Annotated in this window: 12 protein-coding genes; 10 read left to right on the top strand and 2 right to left on the bottom strand. The window is 28.8% G+C overall.

The window, feature by feature from the left end; genetic code table 11:
• Positions 1 to 244: 244 nt before the first annotated feature.
• Both ACMGE9_RS01890 and ACMGE9_RS01885 read right to left on the bottom strand, forming a co-directional pair.
• Entirely contained in the window at positions 245 to 715 is a 471-nt protein-coding gene (locus tag ACMGE9_RS01890) for a DUF2538 family protein (protein ID WP_414043568.1), read from the bottom strand.
• A gap of 16 nt (positions 716 to 731) precedes the next feature.
• Complete coding sequence (locus tag ACMGE9_RS01885; RefSeq protein ID WP_414043567.1) at positions 732 to 2,153, bottom strand: LCP family protein; 1,422 nt, start codon at positions 2,151 to 2,153, stop codon at positions 732 to 734.
• A 228-nt stretch (positions 2,154 to 2,381) separates the two neighbouring features.
• Between ACMGE9_RS01885 and ACMGE9_RS01880 the strand changes: the two genes are divergently transcribed.
• The 10 genes from ACMGE9_RS01880 (at position 2,382) to ACMGE9_RS01835 (ending at position 15,162) form a co-directional block, all read left to right on the top strand.
• Positions 2,382 to 3,200 (top strand): glycosyl transferase, encoded by an 819-nt coding sequence (locus ACMGE9_RS01880; protein ID WP_414043566.1) that lies wholly within the window; start codon positions 2,382 to 2,384, stop codon positions 3,198 to 3,200.
• A gap of 33 nt (positions 3,201 to 3,233) precedes the next feature.
• Positions 3,234 to 4,043 (top strand): ABC transporter permease, encoded by an 810-nt coding sequence (locus ACMGE9_RS01875; protein WP_414043565.1) that lies wholly within the window; start codon positions 3,234 to 3,236, stop codon positions 4,041 to 4,043.
• Positions 4,044 to 4,086: 43 nt separating this feature from the next.
• Positions 4,087 to 4,986: an ABC transporter ATP-binding protein gene (locus ACMGE9_RS01870; protein ID WP_414043564.1), complete on the top strand. Its 900-nt coding sequence runs from the start codon at positions 4,087 to 4,089 to the stop codon at positions 4,984 to 4,986.
• A 160-nt stretch (positions 4,987 to 5,146) separates the two neighbouring features.
• Complete coding sequence (locus ACMGE9_RS01865) at positions 5,147 to 6,061, top strand: SGNH hydrolase domain-containing protein (protein WP_414043563.1); 915 nt, start codon at positions 5,147 to 5,149, stop codon at positions 6,059 to 6,061.
• A 145-nt stretch (positions 6,062 to 6,206) separates the two neighbouring features.
• On the top strand, positions 6,207 to 7,490 hold the full coding sequence (locus ACMGE9_RS01860; protein WP_414043562.1) for a glycosyltransferase: 1,284 nt from the start codon (positions 6,207 to 6,209) through the stop codon (positions 7,488 to 7,490).
• Positions 7,491 to 7,642: 152 nt separating this feature from the next.
• The gene (locus tag ACMGE9_RS01855) at positions 7,643 to 8,845 is read left to right on the top strand and encodes a glycosyltransferase family 4 protein (RefSeq protein ID WP_414043561.1); all 1,203 of its coding nucleotides are present in this window, start codon (positions 7,643 to 7,645) and stop codon (positions 8,843 to 8,845) included.
• Positions 8,846 to 8,858: 13 nt separating this feature from the next.
• Positions 8,859 to 10,646 carry a hypothetical protein gene (locus tag ACMGE9_RS01850; RefSeq protein WP_414043560.1) on the top strand — a complete coding sequence of 596 codons (1,788 nt, stop codon included), beginning with the start codon at positions 8,859 to 8,861 and terminating at the stop codon, positions 10,644 to 10,646.
• Positions 10,647 to 10,707: 61 nt separating this feature from the next.
• Positions 10,708 to 11,640 carry a hypothetical protein gene (locus ACMGE9_RS01845; RefSeq protein ID WP_414043559.1) on the top strand — a complete coding sequence of 311 codons (933 nt, stop codon included), beginning with the start codon at positions 10,708 to 10,710 and terminating at the stop codon, positions 11,638 to 11,640.
• On the top strand, positions 11,640 to 14,324 hold the full coding sequence (locus tag ACMGE9_RS01840) for a glycosyltransferase (RefSeq protein ID WP_414043558.1): 2,685 nt from the start codon (positions 11,640 to 11,642) through the stop codon (positions 14,322 to 14,324). The genes ACMGE9_RS01845 and ACMGE9_RS01840 overlap by 1 nt, the downstream gene beginning before the upstream one ends.
• Positions 14,325 to 14,352: 28 nt before the next feature.
• On the top strand, positions 14,353 to 15,162 hold the full coding sequence (locus tag ACMGE9_RS01835; protein ID WP_414043557.1) for a hypothetical protein: 810 nt from the start codon (positions 14,353 to 14,355) through the stop codon (positions 15,160 to 15,162).
• Positions 15,163 to 15,356 lie beyond the last annotated feature (194 nt).

The following is a 15,356-nucleotide window of genomic DNA, read 5'->3' as shown; positions in this document are numbered from 1 at the left end:
ATTTCATTCTCTTCTATTATAAGTACATTTATTCATTAAGTATATAAAGGAATTGAATTGTAATATTACTTTAATATATGAAACAATAAATTCATAAAGTAAATTTTAAAATGCACTAGATTTTTACTGTATTTCAGGCATTTTCAATAGGGTCATAAATATTCATTAAATTGATTGAAAGTAAATAAAAAAAGCACCATCAATTTATATATCGAAATTGATGGTGCTTTTTATGATTTATAAATCAATTATGCATTTTAATTATTGCTGTATATTGCCAAAATAGTTGCATTTGAGTAAGATCCCAGTGGTTCATACCCATTGAATAACCTGACGGAGTGAATATTTGAATATCTGATACTTCTAATACTGCAGCAATCAAATATTGATAAAAAACATTTAAATTTGTAAACGTATGGCTTAATTTTTCACCATCGAAAACGAAGTCTAATGGGACTTCGTAATCAAATACATTTATGTTATTAAATATCTCAGGTATAGCGAGAATATAACAGGCACCGTCAGTTAACGGATTTTTATCAGCATCTGTATAATAAATCAGTAATGCTTCATAATTTTGTTGATGATATTCATTGAGATAAAAGAAATGTTTACGTAAATGTGAGACATCTCTTGGTGAGATTATCATATCATGCATCTTATCAAACATTTTATTTATGTGTTCGTATTTCTCATATGTTTTACGTGTTGTCATAACGCTTCACTCCTATTTATTGTTGATTTACAACTGTTTCATTATTTAGAACAGATGATTGAGCAGGGACGGTACGAGACGTCGTAAAGTTTTGAGTGTTATTTGTATTAGCTGAATTGATATTTACATTATTATTAGTTGCATCATTGTTGACGGGTGCTTGCTCAAAGTTTGCCGGTGGTTCTGGTGTATTATTGACAGGTGATTCAGTTTCAACTTGCTCTGGCACTGGTACTTGTTCAGTGGCCGGTGTAGGTGTTGGGGACTGCTCAGTTGGAGCAGGCACTGGTTGTTTAGGTACTTGTTCAGTATTTTCTTGATGAATAGAATCTGACTTTTCTTTAGATTTGATATTCTTTTTTGTTTTCTTTGCTTTTTTCTTATCCTTCATTAACTGTTTAAAGTCTTTTTCAATTTGATCAAGATCTATTTTTTCTAATGGAATTAAATCACCCTTTAAAGCAATAATTTTGTAATCTAATAATGATGAGCGTTTTTCTTTAGGTAAATTTAAATCTTTTCTTAATAATTTTGAAATTTTATATATGTGATCAAATACTGGATTATAGTAGTAAACGCCATTGTACATGTAATCAGTACCCTTTAATTGCATTTGCTCAAAATCAACATCATTTGATGTGTAATATGATGCTATTGAGGTAATATTATCGAATGTAAGATTGTGTTTAGCATTGTTACCTACGATTTCAACTAACTCGTCTAACTTTGAAATTGAATTTGAATCTTTTGCCTTTTTAATAATTGCTTCAATCATTTCCATTTGACGTTTACCGCGTCCTAAATCAGTATCAACATGTCGACTGCGTACGAGTGCCAAGGCTTCATCACCATTAATCAATTGTTTACCTTCTTTAACTTTTATACGGCCTTTATCTAGCTTCGTTGGTTCATTGATATCAAAAGGTACGTCGAATTCAATTCCACCAAGTTCATCTACGATATCAACGAATGCCTGCATATTAACACGTGCATAATAATCAACAGGAACATTGAAAATGTTTTCAACTGCATGCATTGAACTTTCCGGACCACCTTCAGCATGAGCATGCGTGATTTTATCATATTTTTTAATTGAAGGTATATATGCAAGTGTGTCTCTAGGGATACTCACAAGTCTAATTTTTTTATTACTTCGATTAAACGTTGCTAATATCATTGCATCTGTTCTTGCTTCAGATGCTTTTTGACCATTTTCTCTTCTCGAAATACTATCATCTATTCCTAAGAATAAAATAGAAATATGATCCATAGACGGATCAACTGCCTTATCTCTCAGATTAGATTTATCTGTGTTTTTACTAAATGATAAATCAATTGCACCTTTTGTAGTTGTATATAGATATGCAGCATATGACACAGGTACAATGACTAAACTTAATGAGAGTAAGATTAATATTGTTCTGAAAATCTTATTCATATTGTGCTCCTTGTAATTTAGATTTATAAACTATTAAATTATATAGCTATTTATGGAAAATAACAATAATAAATCGAAATCACACATTTAAATGTTGGTATTATGAAACGTTAAAGATAAATATATCTTAGTATAGTGAAAAACATTGTAAATAAAATTAAATTATTGTAAATTAAAAGTTGCATCACTACATTGGATTTACATTCTTCTAAAAAGGGGATAGTATTTATGAATACAATAAATTTTGAAGATTTAAATAAAAAATTTATTATAAAAAATAACAATTTAGCTATTAAAGTAATAAAAGATGGAATAGATTTTTATTTTAAACTAGCGTTAAAAGATAAATTTCAACCATTAGTAGTATTTTCAAATGGTGCGTTTAATACTTCTAAAGCCACACCTCCAGTTTTTATGAGGAATTCTTGGCATGAGGAATATGAATTTAGTGCAGTCTTTATCGATGATAGAACTGTTCATAATAATTCGCTCCGAATTGGATGGGGAGTCGGAACTAAAGATAGGCATTATATTAAAGATTATTATGAAGTAATTGCAAAGATTTGCGATATAATTAATAAAGAAAGTAAAGATGTATATTATTTTGGTTCTTCAGCAGGTGGCTTTATGTCTATTTATTTAGCAACGTTGCATAAAGGGGCTACAGCTATTGCTAACAACCCACAAACATATGTTACTAGATATAATAAAATTGCAGTAGATAAACTATTTAAATCAGTTTTTCCTGATATGCTAGAGACAGACATTAAGAAAAAGTTTGCAGTTAGATTCTCTTTAATCAATGCAATGAAAAGAAACGGAAATACACCTCGAATCTATTACATACAAAATGCTAGATGTGTTGGTGATATGAAGAAACATTGCGAACCTTTTATGGAAGCACTTAAGAAATATAGTATTCCAAGTAGAAAAATTCAATTTATATTTTACAATAATGATAAGATGGGTCATGATCCTATTAGTAAAGAAGATACGATTCGTATGATTCATTCAATTGTTAAGGGATATATGAAACTTAATGTATAATGAATCTAATTAGAATGAAAGAAGGCAACTACTTTGAAAGAACTTATTGCATTATTCAAGGAACAAATAACGCATGTTAATCTGATTTATAAATTAGCTATATATAATATTAAAAGTACATACTCTAATCACTATTTAGGAGTTTTTTGGAACTTTTTACAACCACTTTTACAAGTAGTTCTTTATTATATTGTTTTCGGTTTAGGCTTGCGTGGTACGAAAGCAGATGTTGGCGAAATCCCATTTATTATCCACCTTATCAGCGGTTTATTTCCATGGATATTTATTTCACAATCAATCATGGGCGGTTCAAGTGCGATACAATCAAAAATCAGTCTTGTTACAAAAATGAAATTTCCATCAAGTATATTATTATCAATTTCATTTATGAATACATTAATTAATTTGTTGATAACATCTTCAATATTATTTGTATTGTCACTTTATAATGGTCTAGTACCATGGTGGCATTACCTTTGGTTTTTATATTTTGTTGTAGCTAGTTATGCATTTATTTTTGGATTTTCACTAATAATGAGTACGTTGGTCATATTAATTAGAGATACTAAAAATATATTGCAAAATGTGATGAGAATGGCGTTTTTCGTAACACCAATTTTTTGGGTTTTAGAAAATGCTAATCCAATAATGCATAAAATTAATGCTTACAATCCATTTGGGTTTTTAGTCGGTATCTATAGGTCTGCTTTTACAAAGAGCGATGTAATTATCTATGGTAGTTGGCACGACCATTTATGGTTTTGGACACTTAGCTCATTACTTATCTTTATTGGTAGCCAAGTTCACTTTAAATTTAGAAACAAATTAATAGATTATTTATAGTACTAAAAATAAAGAAAATAATTATAGATTTGGATGGATGTACATGAGTAAAGTCGAGGTTAATAATGTATCTAAAGTCTATGACCTAAATACAAGTAAAAAAGATAAAATTATATCACTTTTTAGTTTCAGAAAGAAAAAAGTATCTTCTCCTTACTTTGCATTAAGAAATGTAAGTTTTAAAGTAGAAGAAGGAGAATCAGTTGGTATTATCGGTTTAAACGGGTCAGGTAAATCAACGTTGAGTAATTTGCTTGCGGAGGTGACACAACCTACTGCAGGTTCAATAAAAATTGAAGGTAGGAGTTCTTTAATTGCTATTTCCGCAGGGCTTAACAATGAACTAACAGGTGAAGAAAATATTAGAATGAAATGTATGATGCATGGACTAACAAAACAACAAATAGATGAACGATTTCAGGATATTGTTGATTTTTCGGAATTGGATCAGTTTATATACCAGCCAATAAAGAGTTATTCTAGTGGTATGCGCTCAAGACTTGGTTTTGCAATTGCAATCCATACAGAACCTGATGTTTTAATAGTTGATGAAGCACTTTCTGTTGGTGATGAAACATTCTCAAATAAATGTATTGAACGAATGAAGGATTTTCAAAAACAAGGAAAAACAATATTTTTTGTTTCTCATTCAGCAGGTCAAATAAAACGTATGTGTGACAAAGCTCTTTGGTTGAATTTTGGTGAAGTTGTTGAGTATGGCGAATGTAAAAAAGTCATTTACCAATATGTAAAATTTATGCGTAATTTTAAGGAAAAATCTAAAGAAGACCAAATTCAGTACAAAAAAGAAATGATAGAAAAACAACAAGAAAGACAAACACTTGAAAAAGAAACAAATAAAGTAGATTTTTTAAATGTATTTACATTTGTAATATTATTTGGACTATTTATTTTTAGTAGTATATTACAGTTTATTTCATGAAATTAGATTTTATATACTAGGACATATTGTCCTAGTATTTTTATTTGTTATTAAAAAAATATATAAAATTTATTAACAATTAAAATTATTATTCACTTTATAAAAATGTTACTGTATAATTATGGTTGAAGTTAACAAATTGACAGGGAGTACAAAAAACATGAAAAAAATAGTAATTTTATTTTGGTCATTTATTCTTGTGATGACAGCAATATTAAATCACAAAGCAGATGCAAGTGAACTTAGTATTTCACAATATCCTGGTGTATTAGAAAATAAGAAGAGTAGTTATCCTTTAAGGACTTTACGTCCATCAACAATTAACGCATTTAGTGATCATAATCAAGGATTTTTAGATGGGTGTCACGCTGGAAAATATGGTAGTTATCCAAAAAAGATTTGTAAGTATGGTAGAAAAACAGGGTATAATTATACAGTTGCAATTATTGGTGATTCACATTCTTCTCATTGGTTAGCAGCAGTGGAAAAATTTGCTTATCAATATAAGATTAGAGTTTTATTAGCTACTAAAAGTGGTTGTACATTAACAACGACGCAAAAAAGTAATTATGCAAGTTGTAATAAATGGAACAAAACAGTTATTCCTGCAATTGTAAAATATAAACCTGATGTTGTACTAACAAAGGCAAATAACACTCAAACAGGATATAGACATGACACTGGCATAATTAATAAATTTAGAGAATTAAATAATCATAATATTAAAGTGTTTGCAATTAGAGATACACCTTATTTTAAATCTCAAGTACCAGATTGTATACGTGCTTACGGTAGGGATTCGACAAAGTGTAAAGTTGCAAAATCTCATATACCACCAAGTCCAAATTGGGCGAAAAAAATCCAAGCTGAGCCTAATGTAAAGTATGTGGATTATACGAATTTAATATGTAACAAAGGGCGATACTGTAATCCAACTCAAGGTAATATAACTATTATGCGTGATAAGCATCACATGACTAATACTTATTCAAGAACTTTCTATCATTATATATTTAAAGATTTATATCCTTATTTAAAAGAAATCAGGGCTGAAAAAATGGCTAATGGGTTATAGAAATATAAGGTTAAACATTATGAGAAGCATTGGACAAATACCGTCCATTGCTTCTCTTTTATTTCATTATTACTTTGTATTGATGTACAATATGTTAGAATAAAAAAATATTAAAATAAAAAATTATTATTTGAAGGTGAAGAATTTGAAAAAAGTTACGATGTTTGTTTGGAATCATTTTACGAATGATGCGCGTGTTAACCGTGAATGTACGACGTTATCTGATAATAATTACGATGTACATTTAATTGCTATTGATAATCCAAAAGATGATTCTGTATTACGAGAAGAAAAAGTAAAAGAAAACTTCAATGTTTCTCGTGTACAACGTTATCCTTCATTTATTACAGCATATCAAAATGATAAAAATACATTTTTGATAAAAGTAGGAACAGTAAGCACAATTATTGGTGTAACATTATTGTATTTCAATATAATGTTATTGATTTACTTTGCTTCTTTACTATTAATGATGGCATTAAGTGTGAAGTTAAGAAAAGTCCGTAAAAATATAGTAAATGCTGCAATTATTGGTCGGATGATTGTTAAAGGCTATAGAGATAATGCTGATATATATCATTCAAATGATTTAAATACCTTACCACAAGGGATTATTTGTTCTAAGTTGAGATTAAAACCGAAAAAGTTAGTCTACGATTCTCATGAAGTCCAAACGTCAAGGACTGGTTATAATCCGAAAACAATTAAATTTTTTGAGTCATTAATGATTAAATTTGTGGACGAAATGATGGTAGAAAACCATACGCGTGCGAAGAAGAATGAGGAGCTTTATGGTTTTTACCCGCATACCCTTTATAATTATTCTGAGCTTTATAATATTGAAGATAAACCAGACGTAGATTTACATGCAGAGCTTGGTTTATCTAAAGATGAAAAGATCTTGTTATACCAAGGCGGACTTCAACAAGGTCGTGGTTTAGAGTTATTAATCGAAATGATGCCACAAATAAAAGAAGGCACACTTGTATTTTTAGGTGCTGGTAAGTTAGAGAAGACATTAAAAGAACTGGCTGCAAAAAGTCCTGTAAGTGATCGTATTAAGTTTATTGAGAAGGTACATTTTAAAGCATTACCTTCATACACGAAACAAGCATACCTAGGTTTCCAAGTGCTACAAAATATTTGTTTTAATCATTATTCAGCTAGTTCAAATAAATTATTTGAATACATTATGGCGCATGTTCCAGTTGTGAGTTGCAATTTTCCGGAAGTTAAAGCTGTTGTAGATCAAGGTGTTGGAATTACTGTTGATAGTCACGACATAAATCAAATTGCAGAAGCTGTTAATAAATTAGTTGCAGATGAAGATTTGCGTAATCAATATAGTGAAAAGTGTAAAGAAATCAAGAAAATTTATAACTGGGACAATGAAAAAGAAAAACTACTAGAAGTTTATAACACTTTATAATCTTTAAAACCGTAAATGTAATTAATATTTACGGTTATTTATTATTAAATTAAACGTTGCATTATTAATATATTAACATGCTATTTATTGTTATAATATATTCAAGTAAACGTTACTACGTAAGTCAAAGTTATCATGAATGGAGTTATAAGATGAATCGAGTATTATTGGTTACTCAAAACTTTTATCCCGAAATCGGTAGCGGTGCTAACCGCTTTAAAAATATATTTTCATTGCTAAATCAGAAAAGTGTGCATGCTGATGTTTTAACTTCAGACCCTTCATATCCAAATGCTACTATGTATCAGACGGATGAGTATTGGAATGATGAGTATATAAATAATAGAAAAAATCAAGTGTATAGAATTAAGACACATCTAGACAAACAGTCTAATTCACATATTAAGAGAATATTATACTATTTAGAAATAATGAAGAGTACATATCAATTTATTAAGCATCATCATAAAGAATACGATACTATCTTGGTGACAAGCCCAAACATATTTATGCCACTTGCAATTGCTCCATTAAAAAGAAAAATTAAATCTGAAGTCATTCTAGATATCAGAGATTTGTGGCCGGACAGTATTTATGCACTTGATATAAAATGGATTAATATATTTTCACCGGTATTAAATTATTTGGAACGTTATATATACAATAAGAGTGACAAAATTATATTTAATCATTTAGGATTTAAGACGCATATTGAAAATAAATTAAAACAAAAATCTAAACCAATGCTATATTTACCTAATAGTATTAATCAAAATGAACTAAATGCTCTTCTTGATATACAAAAAGTAGATAATTTTACTGTTTTCTACTCAGGAAATCTAGGTTTTGCACAAAATGCTGATGAATTATTAGATATTGCACAAAGATTAAACGATCTAAATATTAAATTTGATGCCATCGTATATGGATTACATGCAAATGAATTCAAAAAAGCAGTAAAATCTTTGAGGTTACAACATGTAACAATTTATGATGTATTACCTAGACTTGATTGCTTAAAATTTATGAAGGCAAGACATGTATCCCTATCACTTTTAATAGAAGATGATATTTTTATGAATATATTACCTGGAAAAATTATTGATTCGATAAGTTTAGGTGTGCCTGTTGTTTCAAATATAGGTAATGAAGCACAAGAAATGATTAATAAAAATGGACTTGGGTTTGCTAAAGAAAAGGTAAGTGTTGATGAGATTATTAATATCATTCAAAAAATGAATAATAATTTAAACGAATATCACAACTTCAGTGAACAATGTAAAATATTTACCAAACAACATCTCATTTGGGATAAGAATATTAAATCGCTTATAGAACTTATGAAAATTAAATGACAGGAGAATACTAATGTTTAACTATTTAATACCTAAAGCATTTTTAATCACTAATGAAAAAATTGAAAATGAGCATCTTCAAAATAGTCATTCACTTTCAAATGGATATACATTGTATGTTTCAGAAGACACGAATGTCTCGTCTCATCATTCAAACTTAGGTAAGGCATATTTATTAGGTTATGCATTTGATAATACAGCTCCAGAAATGAATAGTGAACAGATTTTAGAAAGTGTACTTAATGAACAACTTTCTGCAACATCCCATAATATTAATCATTTAAATGGTAGTTTTGTTATTATAAAAGATACTGAAAATGGCATAGAAGTATTTTCTGATGCCGCAGGATTTAGATCGCCTTATTATACTGCAGACTTAAAAATCGTATCATCTCACGATAAATTAATAGGTGATATTTTTGGTAATAAGAAGATGTATTCTTCAACTAAAACACTCGATTATTCAAGGTATGCTGATGTTTATAAGCTCGTGCCTTCAAATAAATTGATAATTGGACAGAGTAAAGCGCGTATTTTTCCTAATCCAGAAATAAAGGAACTTAATTACGAGGAAATTTTAGATAAATTGAAATTACAAATTAATAATTTGAACGTTGCGCTAGACTTAGTAAAGAATAATCTTTTGGTAAGTATTACTGGTGGAGTCGATTCGAAATGTACATTAGCATTGACTAAGCCAATAAATAAACCTGTAAAAACATTTACTTATATTAAAGAAATTGAAGCAATAACGAACAAAAGAGCAAAGAACATATATAAGACGGATAAATTAATTGTAGAAAGACTTGTCAATAATCTAAATATTGATCATGAATTGATTGAGTTTCAAGTGGACCAAGCTGATAAGGAATTCTCTAAAAATATGTATGATGTTACCGGAACAGTGTTTAATCATCCAATTGCTGAAATATTTGAGGAAAAATTTAAAGATGAACCAGAGGATGTATTACAATTTAGAAGTGTGATTTATTCAAATGCTAAATTTGATTATCCCAAAGCGTTCTTAACAAAGAAATTAACCATTACAGATTTATATGATTATTTGCAACATAAGCAAATTAAAACAATTAAATCTGAAGATGAAGCTAAAGCTGCTATTGATGCATATCTTACACGAACAGAAACTGAAATTGAACCAGAGAATATTATTCGTACTTTAGATGTTATTCATATTGATTCTAGAATGGGTAATTGGCATAGTCAACTTATAAAAGAGACTGATAGGGTAATGGATTATTTCAACTATTTAAATGATAGAAGTACTTTGAATATATTGCTTCAATTACCTTATGAAATTAGAAAGTATCATTTATTACATAAAGATTTGATTGATGCATACTGGCCGATATTAAACTTTTTTGAAGGTAATGTTAATGGAAATTTATATGAATTAGAAAGAAATAAAATTATGTCAACAATAGCTAAAGATGCTGGTGTAGAAGAAGTAATTAATTTTAAATTTAATTTTGACTACAAAGATCATACGATAGCACTAATACCAAATGTAAATTTAAAAGATACCCAAATGATACGCTATAGATTATCTATATTAAACGAAAAAGAAACTAAGTTGTATTCTACTTATGAAAAAGAAGCAGGCAGAAATTATATCAGTGTATCTATAACGAATAATGAGGAGAAAAAAGTACTAGATATTGTTGATTTGAGTAAAGGCATTTTGTTACAAGCAAATGAAAGATATGACATAGAAATTAAATATCATAAACCAACGACAACAAACTCTTGGGTTAAGGCAGGAACGTTGTACTTACACACATAATTTCTTCTAGAATGATATGATATTTAGAGAAAAATTAATAAAATAAATTACGAGGTGGAACATGAATTCGAATTGGCTACATGAAAATAGTGAGTATTTAGATCACATTTTAGTGAATGAAAATACAGAGAATGCAATTTATTCAGATCAAGAAATGACTGATATTATCGGAGAAGTTAAAGACTATAATAATAAAATTGCAAGTGTCATCAAACATGTAGAAGAAGAGGGCATAAAAAAAGTATTAATTGAGCAAGGTGAGATAATTGTTGGGTGGATTGCTTTTGAAAATTCTATCCCTTTATACAATAAACCTGAGGAAAAGATAGAAGTAGAATACGAAAAATTCTATTCCCCATCAATTAATAAGTTGATTAATAAAAATGGAGATTACAATTTATACTTCCAACGTTATCAAGTTTTTAGCCGATTTTATGCTTATCATGAAGGAGAATTATTAGAAGCGATTTTTAGAAAAAACACATTCGTTGCTTTTGCCCCATCCCACGTTGTAGACCGTCTGCATACGGTAGATATTCAAAGTAAAGTTAAAGGGAACGATATTGTATTATATGTTACTTCTAAAATGGATGAAACAATAACTTTTAATCAACTAGATCCAAATGAAGAGATAACAATTCAAGGTATCTTCCCGAGATTAAAGCGTGCAAAGATTAAACAAAATATGGTAGCAGGTTGGGTGAACTTTGATGCCTTAGAAAATGCAAATCTACCAAATAATATTGTACATAATACGACTGAATCTTTCATACTCGAACAACATAAAGCTCATATTTACATCAATGAACAAAATAAAGTTAAAATAATTTTAACTAAATTATTAAATGAAAATATTGCTTTAGAAAAGAAAATAAATAAGCAACGAGAACTTAATGCACGAATTTTAAAAAGGTTAGAAAACTTACGCAATTCGAAATTAGGTAAATTACAGTTATTGATTTGGGAAAAACGTTCTAAGCGAGGTAAAAAATAATGACATTTAATCGTGAACATAATTTTCAACAAAAAATTATTCAAAATCTATTAGGTATTGAAACAGAATTAAATGAAGAAAATACTACACCACCAGATGATGTTGATTTTAATGCATTAGCAACCGAAAGGAAGATTGTACAATATCAACAGTATCAAGATATTATTTCAAAAGATTATCAATTAGGTTTATCTTTACTTGCAAATAAAAAAGAAAATGAATCATTTGTAGACTTCATGGAAAAGTGGCAACGTGAGGGCAAAATAGACTTCTTTAATAAATTAGAGCCCTATTTAGCTAATATACCTGAATCTAATGGTAGTCGAGTGTTTAATAAAATTAATAAACGTGTTGGTATTATTTGCGATGAATTTTTATATAATAGTTATAAAGATGTTGTTGATTTAGTATATATTCCATATGATTATGAAAAATTAGACTTAAACTTTGATTTCGTGATTATTGCGACTGCTTGGAGAGGAATTGATGATAGTTGGACAGGTATTTCTTCATTGAAAGGTGCAGAACGTCGTCATGTGATAGAATTAATTTCGAACTTGAAAGCAAAAGGAATACCTGTAGTCTTCTATTCTAAAGAAGATCCAGTAAATTATGATGTATATAAAGATTTAGCAACTCACTGTGATTATATTTATACTTCAGCAATTGAAGTTGAAGAAGCTTATAAAACTTATACTCAAAATAATAATGTAAGTACTTTATCATTTGGAGTGAATCCACATTACCATAATCCGGTGGGAACTAGAACAGCATTAAGTAGAAAGAAAAAAGATGAAGTTATATTTGCTGGTAGTTGGATGGTTAAATATCCAGAACGTAACAAGGAGTCAGCGCGAATATTTGATGCTGTTAATAACAATAATACTGAATTAACAATTATTGATAGAAACTTAGAATTGCAGAGGGCTAGATATTACTTTCCATTAAGGTTTATTCCTAATGTTACAAGTCCTTTGAGTCATGAAAATTTGCAAAAGATACACAAAATTTTTAGATGGGCAATTAACGTTAACTCAGTAAAATATTCTGATACAATGTTTGCTAATAGAATCTACGAATTACAAGCATTTGGTAACTTATTGTTATCAAACTATTCTGTAGGAGTAAATAATAAATTTCCAAATGTATTCATTTTAAATCACAAAACAGACTTTAAAACGATTTTTAATAATCTTACTGAGCATGAATTAAAATCGATTCAAGCTAAGGGTATTAGAAATGTGATGCGTAGTGAAACGACTTATCACCGTATGAAACAAATAATGCATGATATTGGCATTGAGTATAATGATAGTTACGAGCAACCAATTTATGTTGTGGTTCCAAATGTTACTGAAACAATTAAATCACAATTTGATGCACAATCGTATGGTAACAAACATCTAATTACAGAAAAAGACTTTGAAACGGCAAATATTTCAGAAGGTTTTGTTACTAAATTTATTGATACTTACTATTATGAAGAATATTATTTAGAAGATTTGTATAGTGCCTTTAAATATACCGATGTAGATTTTGTTACCAAATCTACAAATGAAGATGACCATCATAATTACACTAAACTTCAAAATGAAGGTTTAACGATGTATGATATTAGAACGAAAGAAAATAATGATTTAAAAGGTTATGGGCTAGATATGGTTGAAGTCACAACGCCAAAGGCTATACGCCAAAACCAAAATGTTAGCAACAAACGTAAAAAATTAAGCGTTATTATTCCAATTCATAATAATGGGACGTATTTAGAAGATAAATGTATGTCCTCATTGAAACGATCTAGTATGTATGATGATATGGAAATCATCTTTGTTAATGACGGAAGCACAGATGAATTAACAATTAAAATAATAAACCGATTAAGAAGACAAAATCCTTCTATTGTTTATTATGAATTTGAAAGTGGTAGTGGTAGTGCCTCACGTCCAAGAAATAAAGGGGCTGAATTGGCATCTACACCATATATTACGTATTTAGATCCTGATAATGAAGCAATTGGTGATGGATACAAATTCCTATATGACCAATTACAACAGAACAAACAACTAGATATGGTAGTAGGTAATATTTTAAAAGAAGATAATAAGAAACGTTCTGAATTTAATTTCTATATTACTGGAACTAAATACAATAATGGCGAAGCATTAATAACTGATCCGCATGCATTTATGGAACGCTGTGGTTTAAGGGCTCAAAGTATTCAAGCATTAGTGGTGAAGTCTAATGTAATAAAGGACAACAATTTACGTATGATTGAAGGTGCGGCGGGACAAGATACGATGTTCTTCCAAGAACTTGTGTTAAACTCGAATCAAATTTTATTAGTGAACGAATATATTCATATGTATTATGCTGCTGTAAGTGGTTCTGTGACAAACACAATTTCTAAAAAATTCTTTGATAAGTATTACAAGTTAGAAACGGAACGTATCCCATTCTTAATCGAGAATAATCTTTTAGATACTTATATGGAGAAAAGATTTAATTTCTATGTAAGAGGTTGGTACTTAGTAAGATTAGATAGAATTGCACCAGAGGATAGAGCAGAAGCTATTACACGATTCTTAGATATTTATACGATGTATGATAAGTACAAACGTCCAGAAGATAAAGACTTAGTTGAGACCATTAATGCACTTAAAAAAGAAGTAAATTATGTTAAATAGTTTTAAACTATATCAAAGGGGATAGTTTATGAATAAGATTAATTTTGAATTAATAACTTTAGAATTTTTAAAAGAAAATAATAATCAACATATTGTAATTGAAAAAGAGGGAATGGATTTTCATTTTATTATTACTTTAAAAGAAAAATCAGAAAAGTTAGTTGTATTTTCTAATGGTGCTGTGAATCCTAAAATCAAAAAACCACCTGTTTTTATGCGATCAAATTGGTCAGATGAGATGGAATATAATGCAGTTTTCATTGATGATAGAACAATTCATGATAATAATTTAAGATTAGGTTGGGGTGTAGGCACAAAAGATAGGCATTTCCTTGAAGATTACTCTGAGATAATAAAAAAGCTGATTTTATTAATTGATATTGAAGATAAAAATACATTTTATTATGGATCTTCAGCAGGGGGATTTATGTCATTAGTCTTAGCAACAATGCATGCTAAGACGACAGCAATTGTTAATAATCCTCAAACTTATGTTTATAAATATTATGAGTCTGCATATAAAGCAATGTACAAAAAGGTGTTTCCTGACATGGAGGATGCTGAAATTCATAAAAAATATAGCGACCGATTATCGATAACTAGCATTTTGAAAAAGTTTCATAGAACACCAAAAGTCTATTATTTTCAAAATAGATTGTGTAAATCGGATATGGATAACCATTTTAATCCTTTATTAAAGAATCTTGATAAATACAAAATTAATAGCCAACCAATACAGTTTATTTTATATAATGATAAAGAGAGCGGACATAACCCATTGTCAAAAAATAAGACATTAAGTTATATAGACATGATTGTAAATGGTAGTTTTTTATAGAATATGTTAAATGATTATTTTGGTTAGTTTCGATAATAAAGGTTGAGATATGAATGTATCTCATCCTTTATTTATTGATGGTATAAAGCATTTAAATTATTCACACTGTTATGAATGTTCCATTACAAGATAATACTATAGATACAAATAAAAGATAAAGCTATAACATTGTTTACAGTTAACATCATTATTTC

This window comes from Macrococcus animalis (genome assembly GCF_047425875.1).
Lineage (GTDB): Bacteria > Bacillota > Bacilli > Staphylococcales > Staphylococcaceae > Macrococcoides > Macrococcoides animalis.
This window is presented reverse-complemented; position numbering and strand designations above follow the sequence as displayed.

What these genes read in the sequence shown, in the direction of transcription:
- ACMGE9_RS01840 (WP_414043558.1), top strand. Translation starts at nt 11,640, where the DNA reads ATGACATTTAATCGTGAACATAATTTTCAACAAAAAATTATTCAAAAT.
- ACMGE9_RS01855 (WP_414043561.1), top strand. Translation starts at nt 7,643, where the DNA reads ATGAATCGAGTATTATTGGTTACTCAAAACTTTTATCCCGAAATCGGT.
- ACMGE9_RS01880 (WP_414043566.1), top strand. Translation starts at nt 2,382, where the DNA reads ATGAATACAATAAATTTTGAAGATTTAAATAAAAAATTTATTATAAAA.
- ACMGE9_RS01865 (WP_414043563.1), top strand. Translation starts at nt 5,147, where the DNA reads ATGAAAAAAATAGTAATTTTATTTTGGTCATTTATTCTTGTGATGACA.
- ACMGE9_RS01835 (WP_414043557.1), top strand. Translation starts at nt 14,353, where the DNA reads ATGAATAAGATTAATTTTGAATTAATAACTTTAGAATTTTTAAAAGAA.
- ACMGE9_RS01870 (WP_414043564.1), top strand. Translation starts at nt 4,087, where the DNA reads ATGAGTAAAGTCGAGGTTAATAATGTATCTAAAGTCTATGACCTAAAT.
- ACMGE9_RS01845 (WP_414043559.1), top strand. Translation starts at nt 10,708, where the DNA reads ATGAATTCGAATTGGCTACATGAAAATAGTGAGTATTTAGATCACATT.
- ACMGE9_RS01890 (WP_414043568.1), bottom strand. Translation starts at nt 715, where the DNA reads ATGACAACACGTAAAACATATGAGAAATACGAACACATAAATAAAATG.
- ACMGE9_RS01885 (WP_414043567.1), bottom strand. Translation starts at nt 2,153, where the DNA reads ATGAATAAGATTTTCAGAACAATATTAATCTTACTCTCATTAAGTTTA.
- ACMGE9_RS01850 (WP_414043560.1), top strand. Translation starts at nt 8,859, where the DNA reads ATGTTTAACTATTTAATACCTAAAGCATTTTTAATCACTAATGAAAAA.